The sequence below is a fragment of the Marinomonas atlantica genome, assembly GCF_001639725.1.
In the GTDB taxonomy this organism is placed as follows: Bacteria; Pseudomonadota; Gammaproteobacteria; order Pseudomonadales; family Marinomonadaceae; genus Marinomonas; species Marinomonas atlantica.
In genome coordinates, this window is record NZ_LTAW01000001.1 from 520,656 (window position 1) to 542,665 (window position 22,010).

Consider the following 22,010-nt stretch of genomic DNA (forward strand, 5'->3'; position numbering starts at 1 on the left):
CCATCGACACTCACATCATCATGACTCTTGAACAATGTTGTTGGCTTGCAAATAACGTTTACGCTTAGTGTCTTTGATTTTTTCTAGGTCAACTAATACTAGACCATCAACACAGTAGCCAAAGCTGGCATCTACGCCAAAATCTAGGAACCGAACGCCGTTGTCCTCGCACAGTTCGCTGTATTGTTTGAACAGTGTTGGGACGGCAGCGCCAAGATTTCCCAATTGTTCTTTTAAGCTACGGAAGTCTTCTTCGTAGCTTTCACCGCTGAAGAAACTTTCTACTAACTGTTTGTGCTCGGTGGGGATACTGTATCGATTATAAGATGTTGCTAGGTGTTCCTTGTCGGCAAAGTAAGTACGGTAAAAGTGAACGATCATGTCTTTGGCAAGTGGTGGAAAGTTACCACTCAAACTCACTGGACCAAACATGTAACGTACTTCTGGGTGTTTAATGAGATATGCACCAATGCCATACCATAGGTAGTCGAGGCTACGTTTGCCCCAGTATTTGGGCTGCACAAAGCTGCGACCTAGCTCTATACCTTGTTCAAAATAAGGCTCCATATCACAGCTGTAGCTAAATAGAGTGCTGCTATAGATGCTATGATCAGCACCTGATTTGAGGTATCGGTAAACCTCCCCAATACGATAAGCACCAACAATTTCCAATGCTTCTTCGTCCCATAGTATCAGGTGGCGATAGTATTGATCGTATTTATCTAAATCTTTTTGTTCGCCAGTACCTTCGCCTACTTTACGAAATGAGATTTCGCGCAATCGACCAATTTCCTGCATCAAGCTGGATTCGTGCTCATACTCGGCTAAATATATTTGTTTATTGTCTTTGGTCGACCCCAAGTGTTCGGCACGTTTTAGTTCCAGTTTTAGCTGTTGGCGATTTTGTGGATGTGAGATGGTTTTCTCTGTCTTCAGCAGAGGCTTACGGCCTTTGGCAATGCGATACAGGTGCCGCTTCACGAGTTTATTTTTTTCTTTAGTGCTAAGTGGAAGTTTCGCGAGCTCCTGAATCGGAATCGGTTCACCTACTTGAATAGGGATGCGACGGTTGCGCTGGCGAAACATTTCGTTTGCGAGTTGCATCGTAGATAACGGACGATATACCCATGAACTGGTGTAAAACATCATGGAGTTACGGCCGCCGATGTGGACTGGCAGAATTGGGCTATTGGTCTTCTCCGCGATCTTAAGATAGCTAGAGTTCCATTTCATATCTTTAACGCCACTTGGTGATAAACGTGAGACCTCTCCAGCAGGAAAAATAATCACGCATTCTTCTCGTTGAAGGCAATCCATAATGGCTTTTAGTTGTTTGCGGCCGGTTTTTCCACCCATATTATCAACCGGTAAAACTAATCCTTTTAAAGCGTCAAAGCCAAGCAGTAGGTCGTTTGCAATGATTTTAACATCACTGCGGATTTCACCGATTAAACGTAAGATAGCCAAACCGTCTAAGGCGCCAAGAGGATGGTTCGCGACAATTAAAGAGCGTCCTATGGCAGGTATGTTACGACGGTCTACTTGGCTGGCTTGATAGCCAAAGTTAAAGTGATCCAAGACGCGGTCAATGAATTCAAAGCCTACGCAGTTACCGTTCTGCTCAAGGAATTGGTTGACTTCATTCTCGTGAAAAAGACGTTTTAAAAAGCTTAATGTAGGCTTTGTGATAAGAGGGCTCTTATCTAAAAAACCGGGTGCTTTGTTAGAAATGATTTGTTCGACTTGTAACACGATATAGCTCCGCTAACCTTTTGATATCTCTTAGTCAGGCTAGGGAGTGATGGTGACAGCGGGGTGACGATTTTGTGTCTGGTTGATGACAAAGTGATCAATCAAACAGCAAAAAGCCGATCAGGGACCGGCTTTTAAGATGTGTTACGCTTTTGGCTTACTGTTGCCAAGCGTAATGTGGCGTGAGCCTTTGTAGTTTGCTTGACCACTTACGCCTTGGTCTATTTGTTCGATCTGACCACCACGAGCCAAAAACTCTTCCATTTGTTTTTCGATTGTTGCTGATGTTTCCATTGGAACATCGGCTTGTTTCTTCTTCGCAGCCATGGTGTATTCCTTTTTTAATTAGATTAAGTTGTAATCATATCAAATTTCGGCTACGAAGGCTTTAGTTTATTTTTTCGACGAACTTAGGCTCCATTTAGCGCATTATTCGGATGGAAATGGCGCATTATTGGATTTAGCAAACGTGTCATCCAGCCGGTAAACTCGATCGGTGAATCGAGTATAATCAAGCAGATACACTCTTCATCTTTGGTCACACGAGGTTGATGCTTGTGATTATGGTCGCGACTAATGAAGTCGCCTTCACGGTACAAACCATCCTCATCTGAGAACGCGCCTTTCAATACGATGGTCACTTCGTTGCCCGTATGAGTGTGGCTTGGCAGGCGTGCACCGGCTTTGATTCTAGACAAAGCAATCTGCGGTCCCCCTGCTTCATTACTGAGCGTTGCCAACTTGAAGGAGGGTGTTAGGTACATCCAATTAAGTGCATTGAACCCTTTTGGTATCCAGCGTCGCAAGGAAGCTGGAATGTGAGAAAATACATCCCTTTCTTGGTGTTTGGCTTCAGTAACGTCGGCTTGGTTGATCGCCGCCATCACATTGCTTTTTAGCTGTGCCATATGATCTTGGCTGACCGTGTCAGTTTGGCTAGCAAACAACTCGGCACCAACCATGTTCAGGCGTTTAACTTGTTCACGGCATTTTGGACATTGGTCAAGGTGCACGGAAACTCCCAGTGCGTGTGCTAGGGAAAGTGAACCTGATGAATAATCGGTCAAAATGTCGATAGTTGGGTGGCAGCTAAGCATAGACGACTACCTCTTAATAATTACGGATAACTTGTTCAACGCAAGGCGAACACGAGACTTCACAGTACCTAACGGTAAACCGAGTTCTTCAGAGGCTTCAGAGTGACTTTTACCCTCTAAATATACCTTTGCAAGCACTTGTTGCTGATCATTAGGAAGCTGCTTCAGACTGTCACGAACACGTTCTTGGTCGCGCTGCTGTTGTGCTTCTCGAAATGGGTCCGCATTTTCATCGGCCATTTCACTCCAGAATTCTTCTGGATCAATATCGCTTTGATAGCGACCATTTTTACGCATGTAATCAATACGTGCGTTACGGGCGATCGTAAATACCCAAGTATTTAACGACGCCGTCGCAGGGTTGTATAAATGCGCTTTATTCCATATGCGGATCATTACTTCCTGTGCGATATCATCCGCCATTAAGTTCGCCCCCGGCTGCGCTGATAAGCAAAAAGCTCGGATGCGCGGGGCATAATGATCAAATAGCCTCTCTAATGCTCGCGTGTCGCGGGCGACGGCTACTTGTGTCATATCTTCTAAAAAAGCGTTTTTGCTGTCGCTAATCGTTTCTGAAACTGTGTTCATCCTAGGTCTCCAAACGTGCACGTGGGTCAGTCTGGGTGTGGCGAAAGACTCTCGCAAAGTTGTTATACGGTTAGATCTTTATTCTGGATCAGTGATCTGAAGTTTTTTTTAAAACGTATCTGTTTATATTGGACACAATTCAATCACTAATGGTAAGGCTATCGGGTGCATATGTATGCAAGCAAATGACACAAACTCAAAACAAGCTTTAATTGAACGCTTTAAAGTGTTTTATAAAGACGTCAAACATCCCAAACTGGATGCTATTGGAGACGTGTATGCGAGCAATATCAAATTCCGTGATCCGATCCATCAAGTGCAAGGACTTGATGAACTTCATGCTTACCTTTCTGAAACGTGTGAAAGCGTAGAAAGCGGCCGATTTGAATTTCTTGATCAACTTGTTGGGCAAGATAAAGCCTATATCAAATGGAATATGTATTTTTGTCATCCCAAATTGGGAAAAGAAACCCATGTAGTGCGTGGTATGTCACAGATACAGTTTGACGACCGTATCTACTACCATGAAGACGTCTATGATATGGGGCAAATGATTTATGAACATGTGCCAGTTGTCGGTTGGGCCGTTAAACGCTTACGCCAGCGCCTAGCCACGGAGGGATAATATGAGCGCGCAAGACGAACAGCAGAAAACAATTTGGATTACTGGAGCAAGCTCTGGTCTTGGGCTGGCCCTTGCCAAACACTACTTGTTATCAGGCAATAAAGTCATTGTATCAGCGCGTCGAGAAGGATCATTAAAGCAATTAGAGCGGCTCTACCCTGATGAGTTATCGTTTATCGCGTTTGATGTGACGAAAGCGTCCGATGTTGAGGCTGTTAAAGAAGCCTTAGCAGCGAAAACACAGCATTTGGATTTGGCGATCCTAAATGCTGGTACTTGTGAGTACTTAGACATTGATGAGCCAGATTGGGATTTGTTTGAGCGTGTCAATCAAGTGAACTACATGGGCATGGTACGATCCATTCAAGTGTGTTTGCCGCTACTGAAAGCGACACCAAATGCCCATCTGGTTGGGGTGAGTTCTCAGGCGGTGCAGGCTCCGTTTATTCGTTCTGAAGCCTATGGTGCAAGTAAAGCCGCGGTACGTTACTTACTCGAATCATTGCGTTTGGATTTAGCGCCTGACGATGTGGCAGTTAGTTGTATCTTGCCTGGCTTTATAGACACACCGCTGACCCAACGTAATGACTTTGATATGCCCTTTATTATGCCGCCAGAACAGGCGGCCCAACGTATTGAAAAAGCCATCGCTAAACGTGTCTATGAATACGCATTTCCCAAGCGTCTATCCGCTGTACTGGCAATGGCTCGACTCTTCCCTAAACTTTGGTTTAAGTACAATTCGCGTGAGCGCTCCGAATAAGGATTAAGGTATGAAGGTTGCCATTATTGGTAGCGGTATTTCAGGTTTAACAGCCGCCTATTTGTTACGCAATGAACATGATATTACGGTATTCGAGCGTGACAGTCGTATTGGCGGGCACACGGCCACGAAGGTGGTCGATGATCATGGTATTGAGCGCCATATTGATACCGGATTTATTGTTTACAACGATTGGACCTATCCAAACTTTATTCGTCTGATGGAAGAATTGGGCGTAGCAACTAAACCCACTGAGATGAGTTTCAGTGTGAGCTGTGAACGCACTGGATTGGAATATGGCGGTAACAATCTAAATACACTGTTTGCGCAACGTAAAAACCTCATCAATTGGTCTTTTCTGACCATGCTCAAAGACATTATGCGATTCAATAAAGAGTCTGTGGCAGATCTTGAATCAGGTCGAATCGATGCCAGCATTACCTTGGGCGACTATTTAAAACGTCAAGGCTACGGCGATACATTCGCTAGTCATTATTTGATTCCGATGGGCAGTGCTATTTGGTCGGCGACGCTGCAGGAAATGATGCAGTTTCCGTTGTTATTCTTTGTACGTTTCTTTAAGAATCATGGCTTGTTAAACGTCAGTAATCGTCCTCAATGGCATGTAATTAAGGGGGGTTCCAGTGCCTATTTGGAGCCGTTGACGAAAACGTTTAAGAATAAAATTCGTTTAAACAGTGATATTCAAAAAGTAGTGCGTACGCAGGGCAACGTTACCTTGCACTTTGCAGACGGCAATGCAGAGACATTCGACCATGTTGTATTTGCTTGTCATAGTGACCAAGCGTTGGCGTTATTAGGGGATGATGCATCGCAAAACGAGCGTGACATTCTTGGTGCGATTCCATACCGCAACAACGAAGTTGTGTTGCATACGGATACTCGGTTATTGCCGAAGGCCAAGTTGGCGTGGTCAAGCTGGAACTATCATTTGGGATCAGACCAAAGCAAACCAGCGACCTTGAGTTACAACATGAATATCCTGCAAGACATTGAAGGTGCTGACCAAACGTACGTCGTGACGTTAAATCATACGGATGCAATCGACCCAACGAGTATCATAGGTCGCTATCAATATGCTCATCCAACGTTTACGTTAGAGGGAATTCGAGCACAAGAGCGTTGGAAAGACATCAACTTCGGTAACACATGGTTCTGTGGCGCGTATTGGCGCAATGGTTTTCATGAAGATGGTTGTTGGAGTGGCGTACGGGTCGCGCAAGCCTTAGGAGTAAACTGGTAATGTCTGACCATTGGGCGAGTGCACTGTATACGGGGCAAGTCCGTCATCGACGCTTCTCGCCTAAAACGCATGCATTTACTTATACCGTGAGCATGATTTACTTTGACCTAGATGAAGTTGATCAATTGCTCTCTTTAACCCCTTGGTGGTCGGCTAAGCGTTGGCGTCCAGCTCGTTTTGTTAGAAGTGATTACTTTGGTGATGCCAAAAAGCCTCTTAAGCAAGCGGTGTTAGAGGAAGTGAACAGTCGTTTAGGGTTGGCGCTCAATGGCCCCGTGCGTTTGCTTACTAATGCACGTTATTTCGGTTATCTAATTAATCCCATTTCTGTTTATTACTGCTTTGATGAGCAAGAGAAATTACAGGCAATGATGCTTGAAGTGACGAACACACCTTGGCAAGAAAAGGTAGCTTACGTTATTTCTTGTGATCCGAAACGCGCTGTTCAGCGTACTAATATAGACAAATCAATGCATGTGTCGCCATTCCATCCGATGGATCATTTTTACGACTGGCGTAGTAATGTTCCGGGTAAGAAACTGGCCATCCATATGCAAAACAAAGAACAGCACGGTGAACAGAATTGTGTGTTTGATGCCACCTTAGCCTTGCGCCGAGAGCCTATTAATCAGGCCAGTCTCAATGCTAATTTGTATCGTTACCCATGGATGACAGCGAAAGTCGCATGGGGAATATATTGGCAAGCGCTCAAGCTGTTTATAAAGCGTGTCCCTGTACAAGACCACCCAAAACACACCTTGGGACATTCTTCAGATTAAGGAGTTTTCAATGGGTAACTCAGTTAGCGTCGGTTTACGAAAAAAGGCTACGCGCCGCCAAGGCTTTGTTGAGAAAGCAGCGAAAAAAGCCGTTCTAAAATTACTGGAACGTCTAGAAGTAGGGCACCTTGTTCTAGAAGACGGTGAAGATAGCTACACTTTTGGTCAAAACCTCGCTGAAGCTGAGTACCATGCTCACATTACAGTATATGACCCACAGGTCTACCGAGATGTGTTTACCAACACCAGTATCGGCGCGGCAGAAGCGTATATGAAAGGTTATTGGGGGACGCAAGATCTAACCGGTGTGATTCGATTAATGGTCGCAAATTTGAACCTCATTAACGAAGCAGATGCTAAAAGTCCAATTTGGAAACGTTTAGCCACCAAAGCGTTTCACAGTTTAAATGCCAACACCAAGGAAGGCTCGCGCAAGAATATATCAGCGCACTATGATCTGGGTAACGACTTCTTTAAGCTTTTTCTTGATCCAACCATGATGTACTCAGCAGCCATTTACCCGTCGGAAGAGGCTTCTCTTGAAGAAGCGGCGGTGTATAAGTTGGATCGTATTTGTCAGAAATTAGACCTAGGTCCAGACGATCACCTACTCGAGATTGGTACTGGCTGGGGAGGCATGGCGATCCACGCCGCTCAGCATTATGGTTGTCATGTGACGACCACGACGATTTCACAAGAGCAATACGACTACGCTAACGCGAAAGTGAAGCAGTTAGGCCTGCAAGATCGCATTACTTTATTGTTGGAAGACTACCGAGATCTGGCGGGTCAATACGACAAATTAGTGTCTATTGAGATGATCGAAGCTGTAGGTCATGAATACTATGACAGCTACTTTGAAAAGTGCAGTTCATTACTTAAGCCCAATGGGCTTATGGCGATTCAGGCCATTACGATTGCCGATCAACGTTATGACTATGCGCGTAAATCCGTTGATTTTATTCAGCGTTATATTTTTCCTGGTGGTTGTCTGCCTTCAAATGCAGTGATCGCCGACAAAATTGCTCATAAAACCGATATGCAAATTGTTGCAATTGAAGACATCACCGAGCACTACGCCGATACTTTGGCCGATTGGCGTGAGCGTTTTCACAAGGCGATGGACAGCGTCAAGCAGCAAGGATTTGATGATGTATTTTGTCGAATGTGGGACTACTACTTCGCATACTGTGAAGGTGGTTTCCGCGAACGTGCGATCAGTACTGGGCAGTTTGTTTTTGCCAAGCCTAACTATCGCTTCCCTCGCCGTTAGTTGATGATTCAACGGAGGCCAAAACCATGATGAAGTCTCTGCTGAATGCCGCTAGTTTCCAGTTGTTATGGTTTGCCTGCATATTAGGGGGTGACAATTGGTCTGTGGCAGCCATTGTGTTGTATCTGGTTGTTCACCATTATTTCTTTGTTGAGTCCGTATCAGAGTGGTGGGTCATACTGCTATTTGTGGTCTTAGGCGTATTCATCGACGGCGCGTTGATCTTCGATGGATGGCTCGTTATGCCATCCTCGATTTGGACATTTCCTATACCACCACCTTGGCTGCTTGGTCTCTGGGCTGGGGTGGGATCATTATTCTTTCACTGTTTAAGTTGGGGACTTACACGTCCTTGGCTATTGAGTATAGGTGCTGCTGTCTTTGCCCCACTCAGTTACTTCCTGGGCGCAGATTTAGCAGAAGTGTCATTAGGACGCTCTAGTATTGCAACATGGGCATTAATGGCGTTTATCTGGTTCTGGTTAATGCAGGTAGGCGTTTTTGCAACGCGATTAACGATACGACGAAATGGACGAACGCATCATGTTTAAACAATACGCAGTCATTGCGTTGACGTTGTGTAGTACGCAAGTCATCGCACAAGCCTCTAAAACAGTCATTGGCGAAGCCTTTGATGCGCAATCAAACGAGCTATTGTACGTTGAAAAGCATCGTTATGTGCAGGGCGATAAACACGAAGTAAAGTATTACGATCCGCAAGGCGAATTGTTTGCTCAGAAGCTTTTAAGCTATGGTGATTACGAACAAGCGCCCGAGTTTGAGCAAACCAATGAACTACGTGGTGAATGGATAAAAGTCACCGAGCAAGGCGATAAAATCAAAGTCGAATACCGTGAAACGTCCGATGCAGTCGTGTTTGATAAGCGTTTTGATGTGAACGATGACTTATTGGTGGATGCGGGCTTTGATCGCTATGTTAAAAAGCATTGGAACGAGCTGGTAAATTTAAAGCAAAAGCGTTCGATCGATTATCTTGTGCCGAGTCGGCTGACGACAGTGGGCTTTGACGTTAGTAAAGTGGATTGCTTAGCGGGGACCACTGAGCCTGCTGTGTGTTTTCAAATTGCGCCGACGTCATGGTGGGTATCTTTAGCCGTGGATCCTATCACCGTGGCTTACGACCCAGATAGCCATAATTTACTGCGCTTTAATGGTCGCGGCAACATCGCCAGTGCCTCAGGCAGTTATCAAACCGTAGACATACATTATCAATACCCAAACGCCGAATAATTTATAGGGAGATCCCATGTTACGACTGTTTGCCACGCTGTTTACATTAGTTTTATTGAGTGGTTGTTCATCAACCGCAGTAGAGGAATACGCAGCGAATGAACCTGAGTTCGATGTGCAAGAATTTTTCCAAGGTGACTTAGTTGCTCATGGGGTGTTGAAAGATCGTGGTGGCAAAGTCACGCGTTACTTTACGGCCGACTTAAAAGGCAGTTGGGATGACGGTGTCGGTACGTTAGAAGAATGGTTCGTTTTTGACGATGGTGAAAAACAAGAGCGTATCTGGACATTGGTGCCCAACAACGATGGCAGTTATACCGCAACAGCGGGCGATGTGATTGGCGAGGGCAAGTTGGTTACCTCAGGTAATGCGTTGTTTATGAAATACGTTCTTCGAGTGCCGTACGATGGCGATACGATTGATCTGAATGTAGACGACCGTATGTATTTAGTGACGCCTGATCATTTGATTAATGAATCGGTATTGACCAAGTTTGGCTTTGAAGTGGGGTCATTAACCCTAAGTATCCGCCAGCGTGCTCATGCAATGGAATAACGACTTTTAAACTACGATCTGCTAGTCTTCGCGCTTTAATGATCTGAGTTGAGGGTAGCTTGTGGCGCAGTTGGTTTTTCGTTTAAAGAATGTTCCTGAACAAGAAGCGGACGATGTTCGTGAGCTTCTTGAAGAGCATGACATTGAATTCTACGAGACCAGTGCTGGCCGTTGGCAAATCTCTATGGCGGGTATTTGGGTGCGCGACAAAGAGCAAGCCACAATGGCAAAAAAATTGATTGCCGAAGATCAATCCCACCGCGCATCGCGGGCAGTGCCGATTACCGCGCGCGATTGGGTCGCTGGTTTTTTAACGCATGCACGACAAAACCCAGTAGAGTTCCTGTTTACGCTGGTGGCTTTGCTGCTGGTGTTGTCGTTGAGCTTGATTCCCTTTTATGTCGGCAAACATTTAGCAGGCTAAACCTTTTCAAACAGGGATACAGGTCTTTTGAGCTTTAAGCAGAGTCTGCATCACAATCCGACGAGTGATCACGCCGATGAGACGACCGTCTTCCACGACTGGGAAAATTTTCGGTTTGTCTTCCATCATCAGTTTGGCAACTTGCATGACTTGCATACTAGGTGAAACGGACAAGACTTGTTCGTGCATCACGCTTTCCACATCCGCAAGGCTATGGCAGTAATAGACCGCTTGGCTGAGCGGTTCGAGCAGATCTTGTTCTGACACAAAACCAATAACGTGATCATAGCGATCAGTGACCGGTGCACCGCTAAGCTTATGACGTGCCAGTTGTTCGGCGCAGTCGTCAATGCGGGTGTTTGAATAAACATGAAACGTGTCACGAGACATGACGTCACGTACACATAAAGCATCGAATTTCATAAGCGATCCCCCAATTAACAATGACTATACCTTCAGTGTAGTGGGGGATTTTTGTTTTGCGAGCTAGGCGGCCGAGGTTTCTAGTGGTTCGAGTTTAGCCTGACGCTTGTTCAGTGCGGCCGTGATAAATTGCACGCTAATGGCCGCCCCTACAACTAACACCATACCAAACAAACTTAGTGTATCGGCGTGAGCGGATTTGATCACACCTTGCCATAATCCAATCTGCACACATGCCTCCGTGATAATGAACGCAATCACAGGGGTTAGGGCAATGGCGGCACTGACTTGTACCGTTTGCCAATAGCCCATAGCTTTGGCCAAAGAGCCGTAAGCCACTAAAGTATTCAAACAACAAAATGCTGCAACCCAGAATTCGAACTGGTTCATAGAAAGTAATTCGGATGGCTGACTAAAGGGCAGCATCACCAACATAGCGTAGACATAGATGCCTAATAAAATGTTTGTGGGCGACAGCTTGCTGAACAAAGCTTTTTGCAATAATGCATATAGGCACCATGCCATGGCCGACATCATAACGATTAAGAAGCCAGTCAAAATGGTATTAGGGTCGCCAACGGCCTTACCTTCTAAAACAGGGTGAAAGAAGGTCAGCATACCGACTGCTAACACAGCGAAACAAGCCCATTGTTGCAAACGCACTTTTTCTTTAAAGAAAACCAAACCACCTAATGCCAAAAATAGCGGCGCTACTTGGAAACTAAGCTGAGCGGTACCTGGATGCAGGTAGTCCAAACTCCATGCAAAGCTACTGTAGTTGATGATCAATAAACTGCCTGCGGCGAGCAGTGTTACCCAGTCTTTACGGGATAGAGTGAGGAACTCTTTGAGCTTGCCTTGCTGAATTTGCCACGCGAGTAAGACTAAAGCTGCCACAGAGAAACGCAGCCACGTAAGCGTCACGGGGTCAGAGAAGTCACCAGAAAGTTTTAAAGCAATAGGCAATGTGCTCCAAAACAGCACGCAGAGGCTACAAAAGAAGAGCCCGTATAAAAACTGCTGGCGGCTGGTGAGTGGCATGACCTGATCCTTCTGTGAAGCAAAACAATAAGGATTAAAGAGTGGGCTAGTTTTGGACTTTTATCCAATGCATAATACTTTTAATCATTATTCGTTTTATGGAAAATGCTATGCTGTCATCCGCGATGATGCACTTAGATATCAAAACGCTGAGCGCTCTGTTGTACTTACTTGAAGAGCGAAATGTAGGGCGAGTGGCTACCAAACTGTATCTAAGTCAGCCTGCCATGAGCCGTACGTTGAGTCGTTTGCGTGAAGCATTCGACGACCCTTTGTTCATACGAACCAATAAGGGCATGTTGCCGACGACGAAAGCGCTGGCGCTAGAAATGCCATTACGTCAAATACTCGAACAAATGAATGGCTTAAACAATGAACGTGAGTTTGATCCGCGTAAGTCGGAGCGTGTGTTTCGTTTGCAGACGTCCCATTATCAAGCCCAGGCTTACATGCCTACCATCGCGGAGCGGTTTTATCAGCTGGCGCCGAATGCGTCGCTTGAAACCAGCTTGGTAACCGAAAACAGTTTATTGCGAACTGAAAACCAGACCGTCGATGCGGTATTGTGCAGTGAGTATGTGCAGCTGCCATCACGCTTCGATAAGCACGTTTTAGGGCAGGAAAAGTTCGGCTGTATTATGTCTAATCATCACCCTTTAGCAGATCAAGAGCAGATCAGCTTGGACGAGTTTTTGTCGTATAATCACGTTCTTGTCACTTTAGGTGGCAGTACCCAAGTCTACAGCGAATCGGCGCTAGGTGAGCGAGCAAAAGAGCGTTGTTATACATTGCGCACGCCGTATTTTATGTCGGCTTTAGAAGCGGTTGGTAAAACTGAGCTATTGTTTAGCACTAGCCAGTTACTCGCATTGCGCTTTCAGGATCAGTTTGGTTTGATGATTAAGCCATTGCCTTATGAGTTTGCTCCAGTAAATTATTATTTATCATGGCCCTCAGAGCAAAGCCAAGATCCTGGTGGGGTTTGGCTTCGAAATCTGTGTGCAGGCGTTGTTCAAGACATGATTCCGTACCCTGCTGCGCAGTAGTATTTGTTAGTTCGTGCGAAAAGCCTTTAAAATAGATTCTTTAACGCAATGTATACACAAATTGGCCAACATAACGCATGTCGAAAAAAGAGCATAAGCTAAAGCTACATCCTCGTAACCCTCACCGCGCACGCTACAACTTCTCGTTGCTGGCTGATTCGTGCCCTGAGCTTGCGCCTTATATTCAGCTAAACCAATACGACAGTCAGACGATTAACTTTGCCGACCCGAATGCGGTAAAAGCGCTAAATAGAGCATTACTGAATCATTTTTACGGGGTTCTGTTTTGGGATATTCCTGAAGGGTACTTGTGCCCACCCATCCCTGGTCGTGCTGACTACATTCATTACCTCGCTGATTTGTTAGCGGACAGCAATGAAGGCCAAATACCGCGTGGACGCAATGTGCGGGCATTAGATGTCGGTGCTGGGGCTAATTGCGTGTATCCGATTGTTGGCTCACAAGAATACGGCTGGCAGTTTGTTGGTACAGATGTAAATCCGATTGCTATTAGTGCCGCACAAGCGGTTGTCACTGCAAACCCTTGCCTTAAAAAGCGCATTGTTTTACGTCAGCAGATCGATGCGCAGAAGATTTTTGATGGCATTTGGCAAACAGAAGATCTGTTTGATGTGACATTATGCAACCCGCCGTTTCACAGCAGTGAAAGTGCGATGGCGTCTGAGAATAAGCGCAAGTGGCGTGGTTTAAAAGGCGAGTCGAATAAAAGTACGCTGAATTTTGGTGGACATGGACCTGAATTATGGTGCGAAGGTGGCGAAGCCGGCTTTATCACTCGCATGATCAAGGAGAGCGTGTCTTATAAAGATCGTTGTTTCTGGTTCACCAGCCTGGTCGCTCGTAAAGAAAATCTGCCCGCAATCTATCGTGCCTTAGAGTCAGCTGGTGCGGTACAAGTGAAAACCATAGAAATGGCGCAAGGACAGAAGATCAGTCGATTTGTTGCGTGGAGCTTTTTGGAGCCCGCGCAAGTGGATTTTTGGCGTGACACACGCTGGCGCAAATAATCGTCTCATTGTTTCGTTAGACGTACAGTCTATGAACTAAAATAAAAAGGTTGGCGCGATAAAAAGGTGTACTTATGATCGCATTAGTCCGGTTAGTGGTTTTGTTTTTTTTAATCCTGCTGGTCACCGCAGGTGGTTTAATCATGTGTCTATTTTTAGGGCGTTCAAAAGACCGTGTGTATTTCATCGCCAAAGCGTTTGCACCAGTTGCTCGACTGTTTGGATTGTGTGTTCAGAAGCATGTTTCATACAAAACCCTGGATGTGAAACAAGGCGTTTATATTGCGAATCATCAGAATAACTTTGATTTGTTTACGTTTTCTCATGTGGTGCCGCATAGTACGGTCACTGTCGGTAAGAGTTCGCTTAAATGGCTGCCATTTTTTGGTTGGTTGTATTGGGCGACGGGTAACTTCCTCATTCAGCGCAATGATCGTCACAAAGCCATCGCGACGATTGATCAAATCGTTGAGCAAATGGGCGACACTGGCTTGTCTATTTGGATGTTCCCGGAAGGAACACGCAGTCGTGGTCGTGGCTGGCTACCTTTTAAACGTGGTGCCTTTTATGCTGCGATACAAGCGGGCGTTCCGATCATCCCCGTTGTTTGCAGTTCCACCCACAATAAGGTCAAATTCAATCGCTTTGATAACGGCCATGCCAAAGTAGAGGTCATGGATCCGATTTATACAGATGGCCTGACAGAGCAGGACATTCCTCAATTAGTCAGTCGTTGTGAAGCTCTTATGCAAGCAAAGCAACAAGAGCTCGATGATGAGTTAGCGCTGCTTTAATCCGCCTTTGCATCGTTCGGGATAGCGTGTTCTATCTCTTGCTGTAGTTCAGTGATCAGGGGGTGGTTTGGGAGAGATTGCTGCTTGTGCCATTCGGTTCTTTGAAGCAAGCGACGAAACAGCTTTTCTAGGCGCGCGACTTCTTTTGTATTAATCATTGTTTCAGCTTCGCCACGGTAAGCTTGCTGTGCTGCATGGCCACGATGGTGCAAATGTGAAATAAGCTGACAGCCACGCCACATTAATGCCATCAAACTATTTGGCGTAAGAGCGAGCACGGAGCGCTTGCGCAACTTGTTCACCAGTGTGGATTTAAATGAACGTCCTGTTTGTAGCCCTGCACCCAACAAAGCACCAAGAGTGGTCGCTGTTCCTAAGGTGAGCCCTGCACTCAGAATATCAATACCTGCGCCAATGGCCGCTCCTGTCGCGGCACTTGTGCCTGTATTGATGCCCCAGCTTTTTAGTGTGTCGGCATCAAAAAGATCTTGTTGCCATTGGCCTTCTTGCAACGCTAAATCATCCAATGCGACATCTTGGTCACGAAAATCGTAAAGTGCTAAGCAGTGGGCGATGAACGCTTGCTCTTGTTGTCGAATACTATTTTCAAACTGTTGGGTTTCTTCATTTGTGGGTGTATGGGCTTGGCAAACGTATTGCGAAGTCGCACAGTGAACCAGCATTCTAGCGAGCGCATCTTGTGCGGATTGTAGACGTTGTTCTGCGTCCTGCTCACGTTGCTTCATTAGCGCTTGTAATGTGTCGTAATGATCGGGCGCTAAGCTTTGCAGGGTTTGATAGAGCTTACGCTCATCGGCCAAGTAAAACGCCACGGTATCGTAACGTACATGGGCATGAAGTTGTCGCTCTGCCAAGCATTGGCGCCAAGCCTGCTCATGGTTGTGTTCGGCGTCACAGAAATTCAATATCGGTACAATGGGCTTGTTGGCACACGCCAGAATGGACAGTTCATCAAGATACTTACCTAAAGGCGCTTGGCGTAGATCAATCACATAAAGAATGATGTCACACTGTTTCAATTGCTTTAGTATTTTAAACTCTTGATCAAAGTCTGCTTGTAAGGCGGCGTCTTGCGTAACGTTTGTTAACCATTGATCGGAAGTAAGTGACTGATAACTGGGATCTGAACGAGTCATCCAAAGACCAATGGAATCCTCAAACCCTGGTGTATCGATCAGATCCAAAACTGGCTTCTGATTCAGTGTCAGCGCAATTTTCTCCACATGGCGTGTGGTACCGGAATAGTTTTGGATATCACCAAAACCATGATCGCGAATCATGGTTCGGATCAACGAGGTTTTACCAGTATTCGCGTGCCCCACGATAAGCAATGAAATAGGCATCGGTTAATCCTTTAAATGAATGATCTTATGTGGCGTGATCTCTCGTTCTTGCAGTGCTTGGCTCCACGCTTGAACGAATGCATTGCCATGTAAGTAAAACGATTCAGTTGTCGCATTGGCCTGACGTAAAAAACGTAAACTGCCGCGGTCAGGGCTGATGTCTGCATCAATAATAATGGCACGATGATCGATTGGATGCTGGAGGTATGCCTGTTGTTGTTCTGCATTGTTAAGCGAAGCGGCATTACATCCGTTTAATGCATCAGTGGGAATACTCTTACTCCATTCAAACAAATAACAAATCTGATCGAGCGACGTTGAGCGCTGTTCGGCGGACTCCAGCGGTCGAGGTGGCGCTATTTGTGAGTCAGACTGATTTGTAGGCGCTGGGTCGACAATTTGGCTGCTTACTTGAGCCGTGAGTGGCTTGTTCGAAGTGTATGAATGCCATACTGCGGTGCGTTTTTGGTGGTATAGGATGTGACTAAGAACAGCCAACATGAGGCGAAGTAAAACGCCATAAATAAACACGCAGGCCAGTATCCAAATGGCCCAAGTTTTTCGCGTATCCTCTGGTTGTTGGTCAATGCCTACTTGGCTGAAAGCGATATCGGCGGCACTTGGTGCAGGGAAGCCAAGCCAACTGGGGAGCGTGCTAATGCTTTGAGTTAGACTATGAAAATCCTGTTGCGTCAGCAATGTAGTTTCCCAGATAAAATGTACTTGATGGGTCATCAGGAACAATACAGCACTGAGTAAGCCGCCCAATAGGTAGCTTGTCCAGCAACAATGCAGCAAGCGAGCGACGCCCCACGTTCCAGCAGAGGAGCCAAAGCGCAGCGTTAAAAATACCTCAATGACCTCTTTGGGGAGACGCATTGTCCGCCCCAGTTTACTTAATAAAACATTGAACCAATGGTGGTTCGCGGAAACGGTAGTTCTTTTTAAACAACCGATTAGCCAAATAAACAGGCTGAGGAAATGTGTCCCTAGCAGTATGAGTAACAACCAAAAAATATTAAGTTGTTGCTGATCGTTGCTATTAAAGGCAATCGGGGCGGCCATAGCGCCGAGTAAACCAAACAACGCTATGAGCGCAATTTGCAAAGAATTGGCGAGACTTACGACTTTAGTGTAGCTTTCTAAGAGAGAAGTACTTGTTATCTTAGCCGAGGTATTTTGCTTTAGGCTCTGCAAAATTGCCTGTTGTTCTCTTTTTTTCAGTGTCATTAACAGATATCCCAAACAAGTGCATTCACGACTTGGCTCTTTTTTGTTAGTGATGTGTATCAGCGGAGTCTAACAATGTGTGTAACGGTTTGGCGAATTGTTACTTATAAAGCGTAAACTGTATGCAATTGTTAAAGAGAATTGCGCCTTTAATTGGCGCTACATTACTATCAAGCTATTCAAGTGAATAGATAAGGTTGGATCCGTTATGCGTTTAAACTCCATTCGTACCAAAGTGACCGCGCCGATAGCGTTGCTGGCCATTATACTGATAGCCGTGTTTTTCTCATCTATGTCAATCATTGATATAGGTAAAAATCATATGGAAAAGCAGGCTGAAGCTTACTTTGCTGCAAGCAGTTTAGTGTTAAATGCTGACCGCGATATTTATCAAGCGTTAGTGGCACGTAAAAATCTAATCAATGGTCAAGGCAGTGCCGCCGATAACTTGGCGGATTTCAAAGACAACGCGCAACAGGTAGCGGATCGCTTCCAAGCCTACCGTAAAGCGCTCGCCAGCGAACCTCAGCTTGTTAAACAGTTTTCCAATTTTGATGCTCTGTTTAAAAAGTGGAAAGCGGATGAAGCAACATTGCTCAATCAGGCACAGTCTGGTCAAGACTTCAGTACCGCGATGGCAACAGCGGATGCGAGTTTTTCAGCGATTCGTGATGTGTTAGATGTGGCGGGTGAAGCGGTTGATAACCGAGCACAAGAGGCCCAATTACAAGCCGAAGAAAAAATTGACAGCCTTAAATTTATAGAGATGATTTTTATTATTATCGCGCTACTGATTGCTGCGGGCTTTGGTTATGTTGTGCCAAAACGTTTACATTATCGCGTGTCGAACTTAGCGGCTCGTATCAAAGAAATTTCCGAAGGTGATGGTGATTTAACACAGCGTATTAACTCGACAGCAAAAGACGAATTAGGTGATTTGGCGCAGGAATTTGATGCCTTTGTTGAGCAACTACGTGGCATCATTAGCAGTATTCGTGAGCAGGCGCATTCACTTGGCGGCATGACCTCGGATCTTAATCACGCCTCAGATCGGACCGCTAGCGTAACCACTACGCTTGTCAACGCGTCTAACTCTATTGTCAGTGCTGCTCATGAAATGAGTATGTCAAACCAACAAATGGCAGGTGTAGCACACGATACAGCCAGTGAAGCACAGAATTCCAGTGAGTTGACGAATCAAGGGATTAAAGCGGTAAATAACTCCCAGTCGGCGATCGACAGTTTGGTCGGTGATATTGAGCAAGCCCTTTCACGTGCAACGGAACTTGAGAAAAGCTCGGAAGCCATTGCATCGGTGCTTGAAGTCATTCGCAATATCGCAGAGCAAACCAACTTGTTGGCATTGAATGCAGCGATTGAGGCGGCGCGTGCAGGTGAGCAAGGTCGAGGATTCGCTGTGGTTGCCGATGAGGTACGTACACTGGCAACTCGTACTCAAGACAGCACCAATGAAATTGAATCCATGATTGATCAGTTGAAAGTCAACGTGCAGGATTCATCGCGTGCGATCCAAAACAGCCGTACGAATGCAGATATTACTGTGTCAAATTTCGACGAAGTGATTCGAATCTTTGGTTCCCTTGAAGAGTCGTTTGGTAAAGTTCAAGAGATGGCGGCGCAAACAGCGCAAGCCACACAAGAGCAGTCCAAGGTCTCTGGGGAAATTAATGAGAACTTATCTGAGATGCAAACACAGACAGATGAAGTGCAGGCGGTTTCTGACTTAGTACAATCTCAATCGAAACAGATCAGTGATTTGTTCAAAGAACTGGATCGCCAAGTAGGTAGCTTTAAAGTCTAGATCTGATCGAAACAATTGCCTAGTACAAAAAAAGCCGCTTCGATGGAAGCGGCTTTTTGGTGTCTAAGCGAATAATCCTGAAGATTACGCGTCGATACGTTTGTATTTGATACGTGTTGGGGTAGCGTCTTTACCGGTACGTGCTTTGTAGTCGGCTTCGTATTCTTGGTAGTTACCTTCGAAGAATACGGCTTTCGAGTCGCCTTCGTACGCCAAAATGTGCGTTGCCACACGGTCAAGGAACCAACGGTCATGGGAAATCACAATCGCTGCACCTGGGAATGCCAATAGGGCTTCCTCTAGAGCGCGCAGTGTTTCAATGTCCAAGTCGTTGGTCGGTTCGTCCAATAGCAAGACGTTGCCGCCTTCTTTCAGAAGTTTGGCTAGGTGCAGACGGTTACGCTCACCACCAGACAAGTGTTTCACAAGCTTCTGTTGATCAGAGCCTTTGAAGTTAAAGCGGCCGATGTAAGCGCGTGATGGCACTTTCCAGTTGTGAACGGTAATGATGTCCTGACCGTCTGAAATCTCTTCAAACACAGTATTATCACCATTTAGTTCACGCATTTGGTCAACGTATGCCAGCTGTACTGTATCACCCAAGGTCACGCTACCAGAATCCGGTTGTTCCGCACCTGAGATCATTTTGAACAGTGTTGATTTACCCGCACCGTTACCACCGATAACCCCGACGATCGCGCCGGGTGGTAGTGTCATGTTTAGGTCTTCGATCAACATGCGACCATCAAAGCCTTTCGAGACGTTTTCGATCTCGATTACTTTGTTACCAAGGCGAGGCCCTGGTGGAATGTACAATTCGTTGGTTTCGTTACGTTCTTGGAATTCTTTCGAGTTCATTTCTTCGAAACGCGCTAGACGTGCTTTGGACTTAGACTGACGACCTTTCGCATTTTGGCGTACCCACTCAAGCTCAGACTTGATGGCTTTGTTGTGCGACGCTTGCTGCTTCGCTTCCATCTCAAGACGCGCGTTCTTTTGATCCAGCCAAGAAGAGTAGTTGCCTTCGTATGGAATACCATGGCCACGGTCAAGCTCAAGGATCCAGCCTGCGGCGTTATCAAGGAAGTAACGGTCGTGGGTAATGGCCACAACAGTACCTGGGTAATCTTTAAGGAAACGTTCTAGCCACGCTACCGATTCGGCATCCAAGTGGTTAGTCGGTTCGTCAAGCAGGATCATGTCCGGCTTGTCGAGTAGTAGACGACACAGTGCTACACGGCGACGTTCACCACCGGATAGATGCGCTACGCTTGACTCCCATGGTGGAAGACGTAATGCATCGGCCGCCACTTCTAAAGCGCGCTCAAGGTTGTGGCCGTCTTTTGCTGTGATCAGGTTTTCAAGTTCGGCTTGCTCCGCCGCCAGTGCATCAAAATCGGCATCTGGATCAGCGTAGGCAGCGTATACTTCATCAAGGCGAACCAAGGCATCTTTTACGTCTGCAACAGACTCTTCCACGATACCACGAACGTCTTTTGTCTCATCTAGCTCAGGCTCTTGAGGCAAGTAGCCGACTTTCAAACCTGGCATAGGGCGTGCTTCACCAATGTATTCTTGGTCAACGCCGGCCATGATGCGAAGCAGTGTCGATTTACCTGAGCCGTTTAAGCCAAGTACACCGATTTTTGCGCCAGGGAAAAAAGACAGAGAGATGTCTTTTAGAATCTCGCGTTTTGGCGGTACGACTTTGCCAACGCGGTTCATGCTGTATACAAACTGTGCCATAAGGTTATGTCTGTCCTAAGTTGTTAAGTGAAAAAGAGAACGCTTTACGAACGCTTCGATCGGGGCCATAACACCCGAGAAGGTGGTGTAAAATTGGAGCTAAGCATAGCACAACAACGCTTAATGCAGAATAATTCCCATCGCGCCAAATACAACTAACAAAGCACCTAACCACGCACCCGGCGCGGGGCGTTGTTTGGTCGTCAGCCATAATCCTGGCAATATTAAGACAGGAACGGTCGCCGATAGCGTTGTTACTAAGCCAACGTCGGCATTTGCGACGCCCCATACTAAAACACTCATACCAATGACCATGCCGATGGTTGCCACCACCGCTAAGCGTAGCCAAAGATTAAGAGGGAATTGTTGCAAAGGAGTGTTGCCTTGAGGCATTCGTTTGGAAAAGTACAAACGATAGGCGACTAACAGACATAGGGCGCTTGCGCTGACACGAGCGGCAGATGCCACCACAGGGTCAACGCCAGCTAACAGTGCCGGTTTGGCGAGTAATGCGCCGCTTGCCTGACACAAGGCCGCGATTAGGGCGATGCCGACAGCTAAGCCAAGTGAGCCCTTGGTGCTTTCCCACTCGTGTGTCTGGCCGCGTTTGCCAAATAAAATGGCAATCATGACGCCAATTAATACGACACCACAACAGAGCAATTCGACAATAGATAATGTCTCATCTAAGAAAAGCCACGCCAGCAAAATAGAGAAAGGTGCGTTCATGGCGAAGAGGATGCCTGCACGTCTCGGCCCAATTCTGTTAACGGCGCTAAACAAGCAGTTATCGCCAATGAAGATACCAATGACGCCGGATAAAATAAGGAGTGGTAGGTAGTCCCCCAATGTGTCCCAAGAAACAAAGCGCCACAGACTGATCAAGCACAATAGTATGGCGGCAAGGGTGATGCGACAGGTATTAAATCGAAATGTGCCCATGCTCTCGATTAAGCGGGGGGCCATCAAACTGGAGATGGTCCAGCAGAGTGCAGCAACGAGACCGGATAACTCTGCAAAAGGCATTCAAAGGCTCCGTTTTGAAAATATTAAGCGAGTGGGCTAAGTCAGTTAAACAGGTCGATGAGTAGCCAATAAGTGTCGGGATTGGTATTATTTATCATCACTATCAGCCATTTAAAAC

The 22,010-nt window shown here is 46.1% G+C and carries 23 protein-coding genes; 13 read left to right on the plus strand and 10 right to left on the minus strand.

Annotation, left to right across the window (positions count from 1 at the left end):
* Nucleotides 1-18: 18 nt before the first annotated feature.
* The 4 genes from AYW75_RS02425 to AYW75_RS02440 form a co-directional block, all read right to left on the minus strand.
* Nucleotides 19-1,752 (minus strand): GNAT family N-acyltransferase, encoded by a 1,734-nt coding sequence (locus tag AYW75_RS02425; protein ID WP_067094822.1) that lies wholly within the window; start codon nt 1,750-1,752, stop codon nt 19-21.
* 144 nt (nt 1,753-1,896) lie between these two features.
* The gene (locus AYW75_RS02430) at nt 1,897-2,079 is read right to left on the minus strand and encodes a hypothetical protein (RefSeq protein WP_067094825.1); all 183 of its coding nucleotides are present in this window, start codon (nt 2,077-2,079) and stop codon (nt 1,897-1,899) included.
* A gap of 83 nt (nt 2,080-2,162) precedes the next feature.
* Nucleotides 2,163-2,849 carry a ChrR family anti-sigma-E factor gene (locus tag AYW75_RS02435; protein WP_067094829.1) on the minus strand — a complete coding sequence of 229 codons (687 nt, stop codon included), beginning with the start codon at nt 2,847-2,849 and terminating at the stop codon, nt 2,163-2,165.
* A 6-nt stretch (nt 2,850-2,855) separates the two neighbouring features.
* Complete coding sequence (locus AYW75_RS02440) at nt 2,856-3,437, minus strand: sigma-70 family RNA polymerase sigma factor (RefSeq protein WP_067094832.1); 582 nt, start codon at nt 3,435-3,437, stop codon at nt 2,856-2,858.
* Nucleotides 3,438-3,612: 175 nt separating this feature from the next.
* On the opposite strand from AYW75_RS02440, the gene AYW75_RS02445 reads away from it, so the two are divergent.
* The 9 genes from AYW75_RS02445 to AYW75_RS02485 all read left to right on the plus strand — a co-directional run bounded on the left by AYW75_RS02445 (nt 3,613) and on the right by AYW75_RS02485 (nt 10,372).
* Complete coding sequence (locus tag AYW75_RS02445) at nt 3,613-4,062, plus strand: nuclear transport factor 2 family protein (protein WP_067094835.1); 450 nt, start codon at nt 3,613-3,615, stop codon at nt 4,060-4,062.
* 1 nt (nt 4,063) lies between these two features.
* The gene (locus tag AYW75_RS02450; RefSeq protein WP_067094839.1) at nt 4,064-4,825 is read left to right on the plus strand and encodes an SDR family NAD(P)-dependent oxidoreductase; all 762 of its coding nucleotides are present in this window, start codon (nt 4,064-4,066) and stop codon (nt 4,823-4,825) included.
* Between the two features lie 10 nt (nt 4,826-4,835).
* Nucleotides 4,836-6,089 carry an NAD(P)/FAD-dependent oxidoreductase gene (locus AYW75_RS02455; RefSeq protein WP_067094843.1) on the plus strand — a complete coding sequence of 418 codons (1,254 nt, stop codon included), beginning with the start codon at nt 4,836-4,838 and terminating at the stop codon, nt 6,087-6,089.
* Entirely contained in the window at nt 6,089-6,868 is a 780-nt protein-coding gene (locus AYW75_RS02460; RefSeq protein WP_067094846.1) for a DUF1365 domain-containing protein, read from the plus strand. The genes AYW75_RS02455 and AYW75_RS02460 overlap by 1 nt, the downstream gene beginning before the upstream one ends.
* A 10-nt stretch (nt 6,869-6,878) precedes the next feature.
* On the plus strand, nt 6,879-8,141 hold the full coding sequence (locus AYW75_RS02465) for an SAM-dependent methyltransferase (protein ID WP_067094847.1): 1,263 nt from the start codon (nt 6,879-6,881) through the stop codon (nt 8,139-8,141).
* Between the two features lie 26 nt (nt 8,142-8,167).
* Nucleotides 8,168-8,692, plus strand: coding sequence for a DUF2878 domain-containing protein (locus tag AYW75_RS02470; RefSeq protein WP_067094850.1), 525 nt, complete (start codon nt 8,168-8,170; stop codon nt 8,690-8,692).
* On the plus strand, nt 8,685-9,392 hold the full coding sequence (locus tag AYW75_RS02475) for a hypothetical protein (protein ID WP_067094854.1): 708 nt from the start codon (nt 8,685-8,687) through the stop codon (nt 9,390-9,392). Before AYW75_RS02470 ends, AYW75_RS02475 begins: the two co-directional genes overlap by 8 nt.
* Nucleotides 9,393-9,408: 16 nt before the next feature.
* Complete coding sequence (locus AYW75_RS02480; RefSeq protein WP_067094857.1) at nt 9,409-9,948, plus strand: DUF3833 domain-containing protein; 540 nt, start codon at nt 9,409-9,411, stop codon at nt 9,946-9,948.
* Nucleotides 9,949-10,009: 61 nt separating this feature from the next.
* Nucleotides 10,010-10,372, plus strand: a complete 363-nt coding sequence (locus AYW75_RS02485) for a DUF6164 family protein (RefSeq protein WP_067030257.1) — start codon at nt 10,010-10,012, stop codon at nt 10,370-10,372.
* Nucleotides 10,373-10,378: 6 nt separating this feature from the next.
* Here AYW75_RS02485 and AYW75_RS02490 read toward each other — a convergent pair whose 3' ends face one another.
* Complete coding sequence (locus AYW75_RS02490; RefSeq protein ID WP_067030261.1) at nt 10,379-10,795, minus strand: CBS domain-containing protein; 417 nt, start codon at nt 10,793-10,795, stop codon at nt 10,379-10,381.
* A 63-nt stretch (nt 10,796-10,858) separates the two neighbouring features.
* Nucleotides 10,859-11,836 carry a DMT family transporter gene (locus AYW75_RS02495; protein ID WP_067094860.1) on the minus strand — a complete coding sequence of 326 codons (978 nt, stop codon included), beginning with the start codon at nt 11,834-11,836 and terminating at the stop codon, nt 10,859-10,861.
* Nucleotides 11,837-11,946: 110 nt separating this feature from the next.
* Between AYW75_RS02495 and AYW75_RS02500 the strand changes: the two genes are divergently transcribed.
* From AYW75_RS02500 to AYW75_RS02510, 3 genes are all read left to right on the plus strand, one after another.
* Entirely contained in the window at nt 11,947-12,882 is a 936-nt protein-coding gene (locus AYW75_RS02500) for a LysR family transcriptional regulator (RefSeq protein ID WP_067094863.1), read from the plus strand.
* Between the two features lie 77 nt (nt 12,883-12,959).
* Nucleotides 12,960-13,910, plus strand: coding sequence for a 23S rRNA (adenine(1618)-N(6))-methyltransferase RlmF (gene rlmF / locus AYW75_RS02505; RefSeq protein WP_067094865.1), 951 nt, complete (start codon nt 12,960-12,962; stop codon nt 13,908-13,910).
* A 74-nt stretch (nt 13,911-13,984) separates the two neighbouring features.
* Complete coding sequence (locus AYW75_RS02510; protein WP_067094868.1) at nt 13,985-14,704, plus strand: 1-acylglycerol-3-phosphate O-acyltransferase; 720 nt, start codon at nt 13,985-13,987, stop codon at nt 14,702-14,704.
* On the opposite strand, the gene AYW75_RS02515 is transcribed toward AYW75_RS02510, so the two are convergent.
* The gene (locus AYW75_RS02515) at nt 14,701-16,068 is read right to left on the minus strand and encodes a DUF3482 domain-containing protein (protein WP_067094870.1); all 1,368 of its coding nucleotides are present in this window, start codon (nt 16,066-16,068) and stop codon (nt 14,701-14,703) included. The genes AYW75_RS02510 and AYW75_RS02515 overlap by 4 nt on opposite strands.
* A 3-nt stretch (nt 16,069-16,071) precedes the next feature.
* On the minus strand, nt 16,072-17,298 hold the full coding sequence (locus AYW75_RS02520) for a DUF2868 domain-containing protein (RefSeq protein WP_067094873.1): 1,227 nt from the start codon (nt 17,296-17,298) through the stop codon (nt 16,072-16,074).
* 208 nt (nt 17,299-17,506) lie between these two features.
* Here AYW75_RS02520 and AYW75_RS02525 point away from each other — a divergent pair, with 208 nt between their 5' ends.
* A complete protein-coding gene (locus AYW75_RS02525; RefSeq protein WP_067094876.1) occupies nt 17,507-19,120 on the plus strand; it encodes a methyl-accepting chemotaxis protein in 1,614 nt (537 codons plus the stop codon).
* An 84-nt stretch (nt 19,121-19,204) separates the two neighbouring features.
* On the opposite strand, the gene ettA is transcribed toward AYW75_RS02525, so the two are convergent.
* Together ettA and AYW75_RS02535 are read right to left on the minus strand one after the other, a co-directional pair.
* Complete coding sequence (ettA, locus tag AYW75_RS02530) at nt 19,205-20,866, minus strand: energy-dependent translational throttle protein EttA (protein WP_067094879.1); 1,662 nt, start codon at nt 20,864-20,866, stop codon at nt 19,205-19,207.
* A gap of 120 nt (nt 20,867-20,986) precedes the next feature.
* Nucleotides 20,987-21,892, minus strand: coding sequence for a DMT family transporter (locus AYW75_RS02535; RefSeq protein ID WP_067094882.1), 906 nt, complete (start codon nt 21,890-21,892; stop codon nt 20,987-20,989).
* Nucleotides 21,893-22,010 lie beyond the last annotated feature (118 nt).